General features: G+C 75.6%; 14 protein-coding genes. 1 reads left to right on the plus strand and 13 read right to left on the minus strand.

The window, feature by feature from the left end:
• Positions 1-89: 89 nt before the first annotated feature.
• The 3 genes from ACZ6PY_RS03830 to ACZ6PY_RS03840 form a co-directional block, all read right to left on the minus strand.
• A complete protein-coding gene (locus ACZ6PY_RS03830; protein ID WP_466068919.1) occupies positions 90-1,313 on the minus strand; it encodes an ABC transporter substrate-binding protein in 1,224 nt (407 codons plus the stop codon).
• 135 nt (positions 1,314-1,448) lie between these two features.
• Positions 1,449-3,845 carry a transposase gene (locus ACZ6PY_RS03835; RefSeq protein WP_466069398.1) on the minus strand — a complete coding sequence of 799 codons (2,397 nt, stop codon included), beginning with the start codon at positions 3,843-3,845 and terminating at the stop codon, positions 1,449-1,451.
• A gap of 15 nt (positions 3,846-3,860) precedes the next feature.
• Positions 3,861-4,847, minus strand: a complete 987-nt coding sequence (locus ACZ6PY_RS03840) for a DNA primase (RefSeq protein WP_466068920.1) — start codon at positions 4,845-4,847, stop codon at positions 3,861-3,863.
• A 147-nt stretch (positions 4,848-4,994) separates the two neighbouring features.
• On the opposite strand from ACZ6PY_RS03840, the gene ACZ6PY_RS03845 reads away from it, so the two are divergent.
• Positions 4,995-5,336, plus strand: a complete 342-nt coding sequence (locus tag ACZ6PY_RS03845; protein WP_466068921.1) for a PadR family transcriptional regulator — start codon at positions 4,995-4,997, stop codon at positions 5,334-5,336.
• 56 nt (positions 5,337-5,392) lie between these two features.
• Here the strand turns inward: ACZ6PY_RS03845 and ACZ6PY_RS03850 are convergent, their stop codons facing one another.
• The 10 genes from ACZ6PY_RS03850 to deoC all read right to left on the minus strand — a co-directional run bounded on the left by ACZ6PY_RS03850 (position 5,393) and on the right by deoC (position 16,510).
• A complete protein-coding gene (locus ACZ6PY_RS03850) occupies positions 5,393-6,082 on the minus strand; it encodes a permease prefix domain 1-containing protein (RefSeq protein WP_466068922.1) in 690 nt (229 codons plus the stop codon).
• A gap of 58 nt (positions 6,083-6,140) precedes the next feature.
• The gene (gene cydC, locus ACZ6PY_RS03855) at positions 6,141-7,883 is read right to left on the minus strand and encodes a thiol reductant ABC exporter subunit CydC (RefSeq protein WP_466068924.1); all 1,743 of its coding nucleotides are present in this window, start codon (positions 7,881-7,883) and stop codon (positions 6,141-6,143) included.
• Positions 7,880-9,556, minus strand: a complete 1,677-nt coding sequence (gene cydD, locus ACZ6PY_RS03860; protein ID WP_466068926.1) for a thiol reductant ABC exporter subunit CydD — start codon at positions 9,554-9,556, stop codon at positions 7,880-7,882. Before cydD ends, cydC begins: the two co-directional genes overlap by 4 nt.
• Entirely contained in the window at positions 9,553-10,560 is a 1,008-nt protein-coding gene (locus ACZ6PY_RS03865) for a cytochrome d ubiquinol oxidase subunit II (RefSeq protein ID WP_466068928.1), read from the minus strand. The genes cydD and ACZ6PY_RS03865 overlap by 4 nt, the downstream gene beginning before the upstream one ends.
• A 10-nt stretch (positions 10,561-10,570) precedes the next feature.
• Positions 10,571-11,818, minus strand: coding sequence for a cytochrome ubiquinol oxidase subunit I (locus tag ACZ6PY_RS03870; RefSeq protein WP_466068930.1), 1,248 nt, complete (start codon positions 11,816-11,818; stop codon positions 10,571-10,573).
• A 101-nt stretch (positions 11,819-11,919) separates the two neighbouring features.
• A complete protein-coding gene (locus ACZ6PY_RS03875; protein ID WP_466068932.1) occupies positions 11,920-12,825 on the minus strand; it encodes a M56 family metallopeptidase in 906 nt (301 codons plus the stop codon).
• A 10-nt stretch (positions 12,826-12,835) separates the two neighbouring features.
• Positions 12,836-13,264, minus strand: coding sequence for a BlaI/MecI/CopY family transcriptional regulator (locus tag ACZ6PY_RS03880; protein ID WP_091260462.1), 429 nt, complete (start codon positions 13,262-13,264; stop codon positions 12,836-12,838).
• Between the two features lie 33 nt (positions 13,265-13,297).
• Complete coding sequence (locus tag ACZ6PY_RS03885; protein ID WP_466068934.1) at positions 13,298-14,122, minus strand: aldehyde dehydrogenase family protein; 825 nt, start codon at positions 14,120-14,122, stop codon at positions 13,298-13,300.
• Positions 14,115-15,545 carry an aldehyde dehydrogenase family protein gene (locus ACZ6PY_RS03890; protein ID WP_466068935.1) on the minus strand — a complete coding sequence of 477 codons (1,431 nt, stop codon included), beginning with the start codon at positions 15,543-15,545 and terminating at the stop codon, positions 14,115-14,117. Before ACZ6PY_RS03890 ends, ACZ6PY_RS03885 begins: the two co-directional genes overlap by 8 nt.
• 5 nt (positions 15,546-15,550) lie before the next feature.
• A complete protein-coding gene (deoC, locus tag ACZ6PY_RS03895; protein ID WP_466068936.1) occupies positions 15,551-16,510 on the minus strand; it encodes a deoxyribose-phosphate aldolase in 960 nt (319 codons plus the stop codon).
• Positions 16,511-16,561 lie beyond the last annotated feature (51 nt).

Below are 16,561 nucleotides of genomic sequence, written 5' to 3' on the forward strand. Positions count from 1 at the left end.
CGGCCACCGGGCGCTTCTCGCTGTCCGCCGTCCGGCACGCTGCGCCTCCGGCCGGTGACCGTCCGGGCGGGACGGTCCGGCTCGGACGGTCAGGCGTACAGGCGCCAGGCTCCCTGCGTCACCACATAGACGGACAGCGAGTCGGACTCCATGCCACCGTGCCGGGTGGGCGTGAAGGCGTACCCGCCGGCGATGCCCTCGGCCACCTGGCTCTGCAGGAACGCCCGGATCCGTCCACGGTCGAGGCTCGTGGCCATCCGCGCCGACGCGGCGAGGAGCTGGAGCGCGTCCGAGGCGTACGGGGCGAAGCTGGTGGAGGTGCCGTACCGCTGGGTGTAGCGGTAGTTGAAGTCCCGTCGATCCAGCTCGGCCCTCGTGGTGGCGGTCAGCGTGGAGGTGGACAGGCAGGCCGGGTGCACGGCGTACGCCCCCTCGACCGCGGCGGCGTTGGCGGCGCTGAGCGTGGCCTCGGCGACCGCGCCGGTGTCGAAGAAGAGCGGCCCGTGGTAGTCGGCCCGGCGCAGCTCCCGGGCGGCCACGCCGGAGTCCGGTGCGGCACCCCAGACGATCACCCCGTCCGGCTCGGCGGCGGCGATCCGCTCGGCCGCGCCGGCGAAGCTCCGTCCGGTGTCGGGCAGCCGGACCGTGCGGACCAGGTCGGCGTCGCCTCCCCGCAGCGCGGCGCGCACCGCCCGCACCCCGGAGTCGCCGTGCAGCCCGTCGGCCGCCAGCAGGGCCACCCGCCGGAGGCGCTGCGTCTCGACCAGGTCGGCCAGCCGGCGGGCCACGTCCACGGCGTCCGGGGTGAGCTGGAAGCTGAAGGTCCGTTCGGCGAGCGGCAGCACGACGCCGTCACCGAGGCCCAGCGAGAGGAAAGGGGTCTTGACCTTCTGGGCCGCCTCCGCGAGGGCCACCGAGGTCTCCGCCAGGGTGCCGCCGACCAGGGCCTGCGCGCCCGCGCGGGTCAGCTCGGCCGCGTGCCGGGCCGCCTCCCGGGGGTTGCTGCGGTTGTCCCGGATCTCCAGGCGGATGGACCGCCGCAGGTTGCCCACCGGGATGCCGGCCTTGTTCAGCGCGTCGGCGCCGATCTCGAGGGCCCGCTGCTGGGGAACGCCGAGCGCGGCGCCTCGGCCGGTCAGTTCCAGGCTGGCGCCGACGACCAGGTCCTGGCCGCTGGGGGCGGTGCTGGCCGAGGACTCCTCCTCCGGCCGCTCGCCCTGCTGCCCGCAGCCGGCGAGCAGCAGGCTGCCGGCTGCCGCGGCGAGGACGCCCCGACGGGTGAGCACGGAGGAGTCGAATGCCGGTGTCGCCATTGGAGTCGCCTTCCCACCCCCGGCGAACACCCGCCGCCGGCTGGTCCGCCGGGTATGCTCCCGGCCGGCCGCGTCCGGCGTCAAATTATCCGGGTGTGGGCAGGAACACGCAGGTGGGGTGGGACGGGACTCCGGTCAGGACCGGTAGCCCGCGGACCGGTACTCGTACTCCCGGTCGTCGTCGCGGTCGCCGGTGTCCCGGCTGAAGTCCCAGCCGCCGGCCGCCTCCCGGCCGGGGCGACCGCCCACGGCGAAGCCGCCGATCTCCTGACCGCGCCGCCACCCCCGGAAGTAGCCGGTGGTGTTCTCGGCGAGGCTGGCCGCGTTGCGGACGATCCGGAGTGGACGCTCCTCGCGCAGCGGCGAGCCCGGCACCAGGTTGGCCTGCGGGACCCGCTTGGGCAGGCCGGCCTTGGTCTCGGCGCCCACCGACGGGCGGGCCGCCTGCTCGGCCGCCTGCCAGCCGGTGTCCGCGGTGGTCGCCCAGTCCAGGTCGGCCTCGTCGCCGTGCCCGACGAACCAGGCCGACTTCGCCTGCGCGAAGATCAGCAGGTCACCGTCGCCCTCGTCGGAGACCGGTGGCGGCCGGTGCTCCTTCGGCGCGGGTCGCCGCTCGAGCGGGGCGGAGGCCTCGGCGCGGGGAGCCGGGCGGCCGGGCCGGTTGGCCTCCGGCCGGTCGACCAGCCGCAGCGGCGGAGTGTCCAGCCCGGGGTCGGTCGGCGGGTTCAGCTCGTTGCGCAGCGCGCGGTCGGCCAGCGGCGGCGGCTCCACGAGCCGCAGCATCGGGGGCTCCTGCGGGAGGTCGTCGGCGAGCCACGGCGGGGTGACCCGTCCCGGGTCGCTCGGCGCGTCCACACCCCGCCCGTAGGGATAGGCCGGTGCCTCCTTGGCCCGGTCGTCCTGGTCCTCGCCGGTGTTGACCAGCGGCCAGTTGGCCCGGGAGCCCGGGGGAGCGGCTTCCTGGCCCGGGCGGGGCGTCGGCACCGGGATGGTCAGGTCGGTGGCGCTGAAACCGCCGGTCGGCGGCTCCTGGTTGGTCTTGGGCCGCGGCGGGATGACCGTGCGCTGCCGCTCGGCCCGGGCCTTGTTGATCGCCGCGGTGGTCAGCGTCGGGCGGAACGGCTCCCCGGCCTCGGCCGGCGGCACGGTGCCGCGCTGCGCCGGGGCGATCGGGGTGATCCCGGGCGGCGGCGGGGGCGGGGCGGAGATCGGCCGGTTGGTCGGCCCGTCCACACGCGACGGCAGCGGGGCGGTCGGCTCGGGGCGGGCGGGCGCGGAGGCCGGCCGGCCCAGGGAGGCGGCCGGGGCGACCGGCGCCGGGGCGACGGGCGGGGGCGCGACCGGCGGCGGGGCCACCGGCGGCGGGCCGAGCGGGCGCGGCGAGGGCGGGGCGGCCGGACCGGCCGGCTCGGGACGGCTGCGCCGACCCCCCAGCCCGGGGACCGGCTCGGGACGGCCGCGTCGCGCGGCCGGCTCGGCGACGGGCTCGGGTTCGGCCGGGCGCACCGGACGCAGCCCGGCGGCGGCCGACGGGACCAGCTCCTCGACCTGCTCGCCGCGGCGGGCGGCGGCCCGGCGGCCCGGCGCCGGAGCGGGCGTGGTGACCCGGGCGCTGAGCGCGCCGACCAGCGCGTCGCAGCCTGCGTCGCAGGCCCGGACGGAGGCGACCGCCTGTCGCACGGTCTCGGCGACGGCGGCGGTGAGCGCCCGGTTGACGGTGGCCCGCCGGGGTGTCTCGGAGATGGCGACCCGCAGCGCGGTCACCGCGTCGTTGATGGTGTCCGCGTCCGCGACACCCTCGGCGGCCAGGTGGGCGGCGACGGCGTCCGCCGCCACCGCGACCTCACGGCCCCGGGCCACCGTGCCGGCGAGCATGCCCGGTTCGGGCAGCGCGTCGAGGATGGCCAGGGAGACCGGCTCGGCCGGGTCGGGGTACGCGCGCAGCGCGGCCGGGTAGAGCTCGCGGAGCACCTCGCGCAGCGCGACCGCGGCGGAGTGCCGGCCACTGGCCAGTGCCGCGTGCGCGGCGAGGACCTGCTTGTAGTTGGCGAGGTCGCGCGGCGCCGGGAGGGTCACCGCGGAGAGCGCGCCGGCCTGGAGCGCGCGGGCCAGCCCGACCGCACGACGCTCGGCCGGCGGGGACTGCATCTCCTCCAGCGAGTCGTCGTCGGCGAAGCGCTCGGCGAAGTCGTCGACCGAGTCGTCGTCCGCGATGGCCAGCGGCCGACCCGCCGCGCTGAGCAGCGAGGTGACGGTGTGGTCGTCGCTGTCGGCCGCGATGGCCGCACCGCTCGGCCCGCCCGACCGCTCCACGAGCAGCGCGACAAGCTGGGCGTAGCCAGCCGGGTCGTCACCGATCTCGCAGACGTGCAGCAGACGGCCTGCGTCGTCGACCACAGCGGACGTCAGCGTCGATTCGACCGAAGCCGACCGGTCGGCGGAATCCGCCGAGGCCAGACCGCAGTACACGCGCACGAGCGCCACGGCGTCGTCCTCCTCCCGGACACAGGTCTTGCTCTGCCAGAGACTGATGCTCCCCGCTCCGGGTCAGTCGCGCCAGTCCACAACAGCAGAGATCTTGCCGACAATGGTGCGCCAACCCAAACTTGCGGTTTGTGCCCCGATTTTCTTCAGCCGGCGCCGGCCGAGGAATCCACCGATTCCGCCGTTGACAGATGCGCGCAGCGCCTCGTCCAGGTCGTCCAGGCTGGAGCCCGCGGAGAGCATGTCGAGCACCGCCGGTAGCCGCAGGGCGTACGCCAGGTCACGGGCGACCTCGCCGGCCTCGATCAGCAGCGTCGGGTCCCACGCGTCGTGGCCGCCGCGGAGATTCTCCACTACCAGGTCGAGCTCGTAGGTGTCCTCGTCCAGCGGGGCGATGTCGGCGGGTTCCACCCGTTCGGACAGTTCATTCCAGCTGTCCAGTTGAGACAGGTCGTTGGGCGCACCGGAACGGATGAAACTGACCAGCGACTCCGGGGTCTTGAACAGCAGCAGCTTGCCGCGGTGGGTGAGGAAGACGGGGACCTCCTCGTCGCCCGCGGCGGCGTCCTCGGCGTCCTCGTCCTCATCCTCGTCGGCCTCGTCGTCGGCCTCGGCCTCGTCCTCGGCGGCGTCCGCGGCGTCCTCGTCCGCGGCCGTCTCGGCCTTGCCGCGCCGGCGACGCCCGGGCCGCTTCTCGTCGTCGGCGTCCTCGTCCTCCTCGGCGGCGAGGGCGGCGAACTCCTCGTCGAGGATCACCACCTCCTCGTCGTCCTCGGACACGACGACCTGGCGACGGGCCAGGAAGGGGTCGTCCTCGTCGCGCTCGGCGACGTCGGTCGGGGTCAGCTCCCGCGCCGGCCGGTACGCCCGCAGCGTGAAGCCGGTGCCGGCGGGCAGGGCGATCTCCACCGGGTCGATCCGCAGCTCGTCCCAGAGCGCGCGGTCCGCCGCCGGGCGGTCGACCTCGACCTCGTCTGCTGCGGCCGACGCGGTGGTGTCGTCGAGCTCGGGCTCGTCGGCGTCGGGCCGTTGGGGCGACTGGCGGGCCACGCTGACCTCCGTGTGCTTTCGGGTTGCCCACCCGGCGGCGGTCGGCCGCCGAGTGACTCTGCGCACATACCCTAGTGGGCGTCCCGCCGTCACCGGGAGCCGCACCCCGGTGGCGTCCCGACCCGCGGACAAGTAGGCTTCCTACGCATGAAGGCCCAGGCGCTGCACGGACACCTGGATGCGCTGCTGCTCGCGGTGCTGGAGCAGGGCGCCCTGCACGGCTACGCGATCATCGAGGCGCTCCGGGCCCGCAGCGGCGGCACTCTGGACCTGCCCACCGGCACCATCTACCCGGCGCTGCGCCGCCTGGAGCGGGCGGGCTACGTGGCCAGCGCCTGGAGCACCGTCAACGGCCGGGAGCGGCGCACCTACGAGCTCACCGACGCCGGCCGGGGGGCCCTCGCCGGGGAGCGCGCCGGATGGCGCGAGTTCAGCGCCACGGTCGGCCGCTTCCTCGGCACCGACGAACCTCCGGCCACCCCGGCCTGAGCCGGGGCGCCGAGGGCCAACCGACGCGCCGAGAGCCAGCCGGCTCCCCGGGAGGGTCAGCCGGCGACCCGCGGGCCGCGGGCGCTCAGCAGCCAGTAGCGGGCGGCCCGGGCCAGCGCGAACCAGGCGGCGCCGACGAGCACCGCTCCGATGATCATCGGGGGCCAGGTGAGCGCGGCGTCCCAGAGCTGGACCGACCAGCCGAACAGCGCCACCCCGGCCGCCGCGCCGACCGCCAGCCCGCCGGTCAGCCCGAAGCCCACCGCGCGGGCCAGCCGCGGTAGCAGCGAGGTGGCGTACCGGGCGGCGAGCAGGTCGAGCAGCAGCCCGATCAGCGCCAGCCCGGCGACCACCGCCCAGATGCCGTTGACCGAGGAGGAGAGGAGCAGGTAGCCCTCCGGCGGGCGCGGGCCGTCGCTCCAGCTCGCTCCCCGCCAGGTCAGGTCGCCGAAGGCCATGAGCACCGCGGCCACCACCAGCGCCCGCAGCGCCAGCCCGCGCAGCGCGCCGGCGGACAGCTCGGCCTGGAAGCCGGGAGCCAGCTGGGCCGGAGCGCCGAACTCGGCCACCGCCCGCCGCTCGGCCTCCGCGACCGGCAGGCCACCCGCCCGGTACGCCTCGACGGCGTCCTCCAGCGCGTGCCGCGCCTCGGTCAACAGGTCCGCCTTGAGCCGGGCCGGCCCGTGCAGCTGCCCGGCCAGCTCGCGCAGCCGCTCGTCGACGCGGATCTCCTCATACCCCCGCATGGGACCACCCTGCCACCGCGCCGGGCCGGCCGCGTCGGGGAAAACCCCGGAAAGCGGTTCAGGGGGCCAGGGCCAGGTAGCCGCGCTCGGCCGCCTCCTGGAGCAGCCACTGCTCCCGGTACCAGCCCGGCCGGGCCACCAGCTCCTCGTGCCGGCCGCGCTGCACCACCCGGCCGGCGTCGAGCACCACGATCTCGTCCAGGCCGGCGAGGCCGCTGAGCCGGTGGCTGATCAGCAGCACGGAGTGCCCGGCCGGCGTGGCGGCGAGCGCCGAGGCGAGCACGGCGTCCGCGGCCGCCGGGTCGAGCCCCTCGGTCGGCTCGTCGAGCACCAGCACCGGCGGGGCGGCCAGCAGCGCCCGGGCCAGCGCGAGCCGCTGCCGCTGCCCGCCGGAGAGCTGCCCGCCCTGCTCGCCGACCACGGTCTCCCAGCCCTCCGGCTGGTCGCGTACCCAGTCCAGCAGGCCGGCCGCCCGGGTGGCGGCGGTCAGCTCCGCCTCGTCGGCGCGGGGCCGCCCGAGCAGCAGGTTCTCCCGGACCGTGGCGTGGAAGACGTACGCCTCGGCGAGCAGGCCGCCGACCACGCGGGGGAGTTCCTCGTCCGCCAGGTCGGACACGTCCACGCCGTCCACGGTGACCCGGCCGGCGTCGGGGCGTACCGCGCCGGTGAGCGCGGCGGCCAGGGTGCTCTTGCCGGCGCCGCTCGGCCCCACCACGGCCACCCGGCGGCCGGCGGGCAGGTCCAGGTCGACCCCGGCCAGGGCGGGCGCGCCCCCCTCCCGGTAGCGGACGGTCACGCCGGCGAACCGGACGTCGTGCCCGCCCGCCGCCGGGCCGGCGGGTGGGGTCGGCGCCGGTTCCCCGGTCTCGGTGAGCAGGTCGGCCACCCGGGCCAGGCCGGTGCGGAGCTGGGTGCGCTGCCGGGCCGCCCCGACCAGCGCGAGGGACACCTCGACGGCGGCCAGCGTGCCCACCGCCAGGACACCGACCAGCACCCCGCCGACGCCCGCGCGCAGCGCCACGACCACCACGGCGGCGGCGGTGAGGCCGCCGACCAGCACCCCGGCCGCGTCCACCGCGAAGCCGGTCGCGGCGAGCCGGCGTTCCAGCCGGGCCAGGCGGCCGGCCCGGGTCTCGGCGGCGGCCAGCGCCGTGCCGGTCGCGCCGAAGGCGGCCAGGTCGGCGGCGCCGTGGGTCAGGTCGACGGCGTCCACCGCGAGCGCGCCGCGCAGCGGGGCCACCTGGTCGGCGGCCCGCCGGGTCAGCCCGGCGGCCAGCACGGGCAGCGCCACCCCGGCCACCAGCAGCCCGACGGCGAGCACGCCCGCGGCCGGCAGCGAGATCAGCGCGGCGCTCCCGACGGCCAGCACGCTCACCAGCGCGGCCGCCGCGCCCGGCACCAGCACCCGCAGCAGCAGGTCCTGCACCGCCTCCACGTCGGAGACCAGCCGGCTCAGCGCGTCGCCGGTGCGCTGGGCGGTGGCGTCGCGCCGGGCCACCAGGGTGGCGAAGACCCGGGCCCGGACGTCGGTGATCATGCGCAGCACCGCGTCGTGCCCGGCCAGCCGCTCGGTGTACCGGAGCACGCCCCGGCTGACCGCGAGGGCGCGCACGGCGACGATCGCCACGGTCAGCCGGTCCAGCGGCGGCCGGCCGGCGGCGCTCATGAGCAGCCACGTGGCGGTGGCCATCAGGGCCAGCCCGGCGAACTCGGTGGCCGCGGCGAGCAGCCCGGCGCCCAGCAGGCGGCCCAGGTACGGCCGGGCCAGCCGGAGCACCGCCCGCTCGGGTCCGTCGGTCACGGCGTCACCTTCCCGGCCGGTACGCGGCTCAGCTCGGTGACCCGGCCGTCCTCGACGCGGAGGATCCGGTCGGCGTCCTCCAGCAGCGCGGGCCGGTGCGCGACAAGCAGCGCGGTACGCCCGGCGACCAGCCGCCGGGTGGCCGCGAGCACGACGGCCTCGCTGGCGCTGTCCAGCCGGGCGGTCGGTTCGTCGAGGAGCACGAGCGGGGCGTCCCGGAGGAAGGCCCGGGCCAGCGCGACCCGCTGCCGCTGCCCGCTGGACAGGCCGTGCCCGCGCTCGCCCAGCGTGGTGCCGAGCCCGTCGGGCAGGGCGGCGACCACCTCGTCCAGCGCGGCGTCGGTGACCGCGCCGGCCAGCCTGGCGTCCGGGGTGTCGGGGGCGCCCAGGCGGATGTTGTCGGCCAGCGAGCCGGCGAAGAGGTGGGCCCGCTGCGGCACCCACGCCAGCTCGCGCCGCCAGGCGTCGAGGTCGACCCCGGCGAGGTCCACGCCGTCGACGGTGACCCGGCCGGCGGTCGGGGTGACGAAGCCGAGCAGCAGGTTGAGCAGTGTGGTCTTGCCCGCCCCGCTGGGCCCGATGACGGCGACCCGCTCGCCGGGGCGGATGGTCAGCGTGACGTCCCGCAGGGCCGGGGTGCGCTCGTACGCGACGGTCACGCCCTCGAAGCGGATCTCGCCCCGGCCGTCCGGCGAGGGCCGTGCGGCTTCCGGCGCGGCCCCCTCCGGCGTCGCGGAGAGGGTCAGCGCCTCGTCCAGCGCGGTCAGCCCTTCCATGCTGGCGTGGAACCGGCTGCCCGCGGCCCGCAGCGGCAGGTACGCCTCCGGGGTGAGCAGCAGCACCAGCAGCGCGGTGGAGAGGGTGATCCCGCCGCCGAGCAGCCGGATGCCGACCGGCACGGCGACCAGCGCCACCGAGAGGGTGGCGACCAGTTCGAGGACCAGCGCCGACAGGAAGGCGATCCGCAGGGTCCTCATGGTGGCCTGGCGGTGCCCGTCGGCCATCCGGCGCACGACGCCGACCTGGGCCCGGGCGCGGCCGAACGCGCGCAGCGTGGGCAGCCCGGCCACCATGTCGAGGAAATGGCCGCCGAGCAGCGACAGCCGCCGCCACTGCCGCTCGGTGGCGGCCTGCGCCTGCCAGCCGAGCAGTGCCCCGAAGACGGGAATGAGCGGGATGGTCAGCGCGATGATCAGCGCCGAGCTCCAGTCGGCGAGCACGATCCGGGCCAGTACGGCCAGCGGCACGGTCACGCTCAGGACGAGCTGCGGCAGGTAGCCGGTGAAGTACGGGTCGAGCGCGTCCAGGCCGCGCCCGGCGAGGGTGGCGAGCTGCCCGGCCCGCCGGCCGGCGACCCAGGTGGGGCCGTGCTGTCCGACCGCGCGCAGCAGGTCGGCCCGGAGCGCCGCCTTGACCGTCGCCGCCGCCCGGGCCGCCACGGTGCCCTGCGCCCAGCTCACCAGCGCCCGGGCCGCGACGGCCGCCACGAGACCGGCCAGCGCGGGCCGGTGCAGCCGCCCGTCGATCGCGGTGGCCAGCAGGGTGGCCAGCGCGGTGGCCTGCGCGACCACCAGCAGCGCGGTCAGCCCGCCGAGCACCGCGAGCACGGCGAGGTCGCGCCGGGCCGCGGGGACCCGGCGCAGCAGCCGCGGGTCGAACGGGCGGCGGTTCACCAGTACACCGGTGCCCTGCCGTCGGTCCGTCCCCGGAACACCCACCAGCTCATCGCCTGAAAGCCTAGTAGGGCCGGCACGAGCGGCAGCGCCAGCCAGCCGAGCAGCGCCAGCGTCGGCCCGCTCGCGGCCGCGTCGGCCACGGTCAGCGAGGCGGACGGGTCGGCGGTGGAGACCAGCACCCGGGGCCAGAGCGCCGCGCCGACCAGCGGTACCGGCAGGGCCAGCGCCGCGCTGGTCGCCGCGAAGGCCAGCCCGGCCCGGCCCCGAAGCAGCGCCGCGCGGGCCGCCAGCAGCGCCGCCACCAGCGCCAACGGCAGGAGTACAGCGACCGCCGGGTGGGCCACCGCGGCGCGTACCCGATCGGAGAGCAGGCCCAGGACGGTGGCGGCGGCGACCGCGGTGAGCGCGGCCGGCACCAGGCCCCGGGCCAGGCGGGCGACCGACGGCAGGTCGGCGGCCGGCAGCCGCAGCGTGAGGAAGGTCGCACCGTGCACGGCGACCAGCGCGAGCAGCGCCAGCGCGGCGGCGGCCACGAACGGGGTGGACAGGTGGCCGACCCCGGCGGGGTGCCCGTGGTCGGCCGGCGGCACGCCCTGGAGCAGCGCGCCGAGCAGCGCGCCCCAGCCCAGCGCGGCGAGCACGCTGCCGGCCACCACCACCCGGTCCCAGAAGGCGCGGGCCGCCCGGCCGCTCGGCCGGCTGCGGAGTTGCACCCCGGCCGTGACCAGCACCACCCCGGCGAGCGCGCCGAGCACCGCCGGGTAGAGGCCGGAGAGCAACTCGCCCTCCAGGGTGGGGAAGGCGCCGAACAGGATGCCGACCGCGGCCACCAGCCAGACCTCGTTGCCGAGGAAGAACGGCCCCACCGCGTTCAGCGCGGCCCGGCGGGCCTCGGGCGTGGCGCCCCGGGCCAGCAGCAGCCCGACGCCGTAGTCGTAGCCGCCGAGCACGAGGTAGGCGGCGAAGAAGAGGCCGAGCAGGGCGTACCAGACGAGTTCCACGGCGGGCTCCTCAGGCGAACACGGGGTGGGGGTGGTGGTCGGTGTCCGGCGCGGGCGGCCGGCCGAGCGCGGGGTCGTGTGCGCCCCGGGCGGCGTGCCGGACCAGCAACACCCAGTTGGTGACGGCGAGGGTGCCGAGCAGCAGGGTGAACCCGATGAGCGAGGCGAGCATCAGCCCGGCGCCCACCGGCGAGACGGCCTGCCCGGTCGGCAGCAGCCCGTACGCCACCCAGGGCTGGCGCCCCACCTCGCGGGCGATCCAGCCGAGGATCACCGCGACGAACGGCAGCGGCACGGCGAGCAGCACCAGCCAGAGCGGGAACTTCAGCCGGATGATCCAGTCGCGCCAGAGCAGCGGCAGCAGGAACCAGACGCAGCCCAGCGTGAAGCCGATGAGGATCATGAAGCCGAGCCCGACGTTGGACAGCACCGGCGGGGTGTAGTCGCCCGGGCCGAACCTCGCGGTCCACTCCGCGACCAGCGCGTCGCGGTCGGCCCCGCCGCCGAACTTGGTCGGCTGGAGTTCGCCGACCGGGCCGAACTGCGCGAAACCGAAGCCCTGCAGCGTGGTCACCGCGAGCGCCGCGGTGACCAGGCCGATCCGCAGCGACTTCCGGAAGAGCAGGTGGTCCGGGGTGCGCCGGAGCAGGTGCCCGGCGCTGACCGCGGCCATCAGCATCCCGCCGGTGACCAGGCCGGCCGAGACCACGTGGCCGAACGCGAAGCCGAGGGTGGGGTTGGTGAGCAGCGCGCCGAAGTCGGTGAGGTGGGCGACCCCGTCGCGCACCTCGTAGCCGACCGGGTGCTGGAGCCACGCGTTGGCCACCATGATCCAGAACGCCGAGGCGTACGCGGTGAGCGCGACGCCCCAGAGCAACGCCAGGTGGACGCCGCGCCGCAGCCGGTGCCAGCCGAAGATCCACATGCCGAGGAACGTGGACTCCAGGAAGAAGGCGACAAGCGTCTCGATGGCCAGCGGCGCGCCGAACACGTTGCCCACGTAGCGCGAGAGGCCGCTCCAGTTCAGCCCGAACTGGAACTCCATGACGATGCCGGTGGCGATGCCGAGCACGTAGTTGATCACGTAGAGCTGGCCCCAGAAGCGGGTGAGCCGCTCGTACACCGGCTTGCCGGTGACGAAGCCGGCGGTCTGCAGGCCGACCAGCAGCGTGACCAGGCCGAGGGTGACCACCACGAAGAGGAAGTGGATCGAGGTGGTCGTGGCGAACTGCAGGCGGGCGAGGAGCAGGGGATCCATCGGCCGTCCTCCCACTAGTTGACTCGCTTGTCATAGCGAGCCTACACGTAGCCTCACTACCTATGTGGTCCGGTGACGGCGCCGGGTCGGGTTCCCGTCGGTCAGCTCAGGAAGAGGGAGATCGGCAGGGCGACCAGCAGGGTCGCGACGGACAGCGCGGTGGCGCCGAGCACCCGTGGCGGCCGGTCGGCGACCATGAGCCGCTGCACGCGTACGTCGAGGTCGCGGTCGCCCAGGCCCAGCGTGCCGGCCGGGGTGATGCGGTGCCCGGCGGCGGCGAACCGGCGCAGCGCCCCCGCCAGGGGCGCTCCGGCGTGCAGCTCCCGGGCCTTGTCGTCGGCGCGCATCTCGACCAGCAGCGCCACCCGCTCGTGCGCGTCCCGCACCCAGCCGAACCAGGGCAGCGCCCGGCAGAGCGCGGTGAACGGCAGCAGCACCAGGTCGTGCCGCTCCTGGGCGTGTGCCCGCTCGTGGGTGAGCACCGCCGCCAGCTCGGCGCGGTCGAGCAGGTCGAGCGTGCCGGCGCTGACCACCACCCGCGGCTTCACCCCGGGCAGGCAGTACGCCGCGGCGCTCGGGTGGTCGAGCACCAGCGCACCGGGCACCGTCGGGTCCCGCCGGGCCACCAGGCTGAGCAGTTCCCGGTGCCGGCGCTGGGCGCGCACCGTGCCGTGGATGCTGCGCACGGTCGTGGTCAGCAGCACCGCGCCGATGCCGAAACCGACCCCGACCAGGCCGAGGTGCAGTGCCCCCAGCCCGGCCGGCAGCGTGCCGTGGGCCAGGTCGTCGACGAGCCGGAGCAGCGCGCTCCCGGTCGGCAGCTCGTACGCGCTCAGGCCGAGCGCCATGGGCAGCCCCATGGCGGAGAGGCCGAGCGCCAGCCCGACCGCCTGCCAGCAGACGATCGCCACCCGCGGGGCCTGCCAGGTCCACCGCGCGGCGGCCAGGACCTGCGCGGTCAGCCAGCAGGCCAGGATGGTCGCGGCGAAGTGCAGGGCGTACGCCACGGCGGCCGCCCTACCGGTCCGTCGCCTCGTCGAGCGCCGGGCCGCCGGCCCGCGGGTCCTCGACCCGGTCGGTCAGCCCGGCCTCGGCGCTCAGCGCCGCGCGGAGCACCTCGGCCTCGGTGCCGGTCACCGAGCGGGCGAAGCGCACCAGCGCGGCGTCCCGGCTGCCGCCGAGGTCGAGGGCGTCGAGCATGAGCTGGGCGATGTGCGCCTCGCGGGTGGCGGCGGGCCGGTAACGCCAGGCCCGCCCCTCCCGCTCGCGCTGCACCATGCCCTTGCCGGCGAGCCGGTCGAGCACGGTCATCACCGTCGTGTAGGCCAGCTCCCGCCCGTCGAGGGCGTCGGCGACCTCCCGCACGGTCACGCCGTCCGACGTGGCGGGGACCGAGTCCCACAGCACGTCCATCACCGCACGTTCCAGATCACCGAGCCGAGTCACCCCGTAATCCTACCTCGCGTAGTAGAAGGGGGCTCACACGCCCTTCGGGTGCCAGACGGTCTTCGTCTCCAGGAGCGTGGTCATCCGGGTGATGCCCGGGTCGGCGTACCAGTCGTTGTCGGCCGGGGCCGGCCGGAGCACCCGCTTGAGGTTCTCCGCGGCCTTGACCTCCAGCTCGGCGGCCAGGTCGGCGTCGGCGACCCCGGTCAGGTCGATGGCGTTGACGTCCATGTGCGCGGCCAGCGTCGGCACGGTCTCCGACAGCCGGCCGGTGAGGATGTTCACCACCCCGCCCGGCAGGTCCGAGGTGGCCAGCACCTCGGCCAGGGTCACCGCCGCCAGCGGCGCCGACGGGGAGGCGGCCACCACCACGGTGTTGCCGGTCACGATCGCCGGGGCGATCACGCTGACCAGGCCGAGCAGCGCCGGGGCCTCGGGGGCCACCACGGCCACCACGCCGGTCGGCTCGGGCGCGGAGAGGTTGAAGTACGGCCCGGCCACCGGGTTCGCGCCGCCGTAGACCTGGGGCAGCTTGTCGGACCAGCCGGCGTACCAGACCCAGCGGTCGATGGCCGCGTCGACCTCGTCGGCGGGGGCGCCGAGGGCGACGAACTGGTCGCGCCGGCCCTCCAGCATCTCGGCGACCCGGTAGAGGATCTGACCGCGGTTGTACGCGGTCGCCCCGGCCCAGCCCTTCACGGCGGCCCGGGCGGCCACCACGGCGTCCCGCGCGTCCTTGCGGGAGGCCAGCGACACGTTGGAGTCCTGCACGAGATACGACCGTCCCGACTCGCTGCGCGGGAACTTCCCGCCGATGAAGAGCTTGTACGTCTTGCGTACCGCGACCCGCTCAGACATTGAGGTACGCCTCCAGCCCGTGCCGGCCGCCCTCGCGACCGTAGCCCGACTCCTTGTAGCCGCCGAACGGCGAGGTGGGGTCGAACTTGTTGAACGTGTTGGCCCAGACCACGCCGGCGCGCAGCCGGTCGGCCGTCCACAGGATCCGGGACCCCTTGTCGGTCCAGATCCCGGCCGACAGCCCGTACGGCGTGTTGTTGGCCTTCTCCACGGCCTCGGCCGGGGTGCGGAAGGTCAGCACGGACAGCACCGGACCGAAGATCTCCTCGCGGGCGATCCGGTGCGCCTGGGTGACCCCGGTGAAGATGGTCGGCGCGAACCAGAAGCCGCGGTCCGGCAGCTCGCACGGCGGCGACCAGCGCTCGGCGCCCTCGGCGGCGCCGGCCTCGGACAGCTCCCGGATGCGGGCGAGCTGCGCGGCCGAGTTGATCGCGCCGATGTCGGTGTTCTTGTCCAGCGGGTCGCCGACCCGGAGCTGGGCCATCCGCCGCTTCAGCGACTCCAGCACCCGGTCGGCGACCGACTCCTGGACCAGCAGCCGGGAGCCGGCGCAGCAGACGTGCCCCTGGTTGAAGAAGATGCCGTTGACGATGCCCTCGACGGCCTGGTCGATCGGGGCGTCGTCGAAGACGATGTTGGCGGCCTTGCCGCCCAGCTCCAGGGTGAGCTTCTTGCGGGTGCCGGCGACCGCCCGGGCGATGGCCTTGCCGACCTCGGTGGAGCCGGTGAAGGCGACCTTGTCCACGCCCGGGTGCTCGACCAGGGCCCGGCCGGTCTCGCCGGCGCCGGTGACGATGTTGACCACGCCGGCCGGCAGGTCGGCCTGCTGGCAGATCTCGGCGAAGAGCAGCGCGGTCAGCGGCGTGGTCTCGGCCGGCTTGAGCACCACCGTGTTGCCGGCCGCGAGGGCCGGCGCGATCTTCCAGGCCAGCATCAGCAGCGGGAAGTTCCACGGGATGACCTGCGCGGCCACGCCGAGGGGGCGGGGGCTCGCGCCGAAGCCGGCGTGCTCCAGCTTGTCGGCCCAGCCCGCGTAGTAGAAGAAGTGCGCGGCGACCAGGGGCACGTCGACGTCGCGCGACTCCTTGATCGGCTTGCCGTTGTCCAGCGACTCCAGCACGGCCAGCTCGCGGGACCGCTCCTGGATGATCCGCGCGATCCGGAACAGGTACTTGGCCCGGTCCCGGCCCGGCATCGGACCCCAGACCCGCTCGTACGCCGCCCGCGCGGCGCGGACCGCGCGGTCCACGTCCTGGCTGCCGGCCTCGGCGATCTCGGCCAGCACCTCCTCGGAGGCCGGGTTGATCGACTTGAAGCTGCCGCCGTCGGTCGGGTCGACGAACGTGCCGTCGACGAAGAGCCCGTACGAGGGCTTGATGTCCACCACCGAGCGCGACTCGGGGGCGGGTGCGTATTCGAACATCGCGCTCAGTCCAGGGTGAAGTAGTCGGGGCCGGCGTAGACGCCGGTCGTCAGCTTGGTGCGCTGCATGAGCAGGTCGTTGAGGAGGCTGGACGCCCCGAACCGGAACCAGTCCGGGTCCAGCCAGTCCGGGCCGACGGTCTCGTTGACCATGACCAGGTACTTGATCGCGTCCTTGGTGGTCTTGATGCCGCCGGCCGGCTTCACGCCGACCTGCCGCCCGGTGGCGGCGCGGAAGTCGCGGACCGCCTCCAGCATGACCAGGGTCACCGGCGGGGTGGCCGCGACCGGGACCTTGCCGGTGGAGGTCTTGATGAAGTCGCCGCCGGCCAGCATGGCCAGCCAGGAGGCGCGGCGCACGTTGTCGTAGGTGGCCAGCTCGCCGGTCTCCAGGATCACCTTGAGGTGCGCGTCGCCGCAGGCCTCCTTGGTGGCCACGATCTCGTCGTAGACCTCCTTGTACCGGCCGGACAGGAAGGCACCCCGGTTGATCACCATGTCGATCTCGTCCGCGCCGGCCGCGACGGCCGCCCGGGTGTCGGCGAGCTTGACCTCCAGCGGGGCCTGGCCGGACGGGAAGGCGGTCGCCACGCTGGCCAGGTGCACGCCGCTGCCGGCCAGCACCTCGGCCACGTACGGGACCATGGCGGGGTAGACGCAGACCGCGCCGACGTGCGGGCAGGACGGGTCGGCCGGGTCGGGGTGCAGCGCCTTCGCGGCGAGCGCCCGCACCTTGCCGGGGGTGTCGGCCCCTTCGAGCGTGGTCAGGTCGACCATCCGGATCGCCAGGTCGATGGCCTGGGCCTTGGCGGTGGTCTTGATGGAGCGGGTGCCGAGCTGTGCCGCCCGCTGCTCCGCGCCGACCTGGTCCACGCCGGGCAGGCCGTGCAGGAAGGTCCGCAGAGCGGTCTCGGATCGTCCCAGCTCGGAGAGGTCCGACCGGGCCGACGTCGCTGTCGCCGTCATGCCCCGAATACTACGCACCCGCGCGTCGGGTGATCTTGGTCACGTTGCGCC

It is taken from the genome of Micromonospora sp. NPDC048907 (assembly GCF_055586885.1).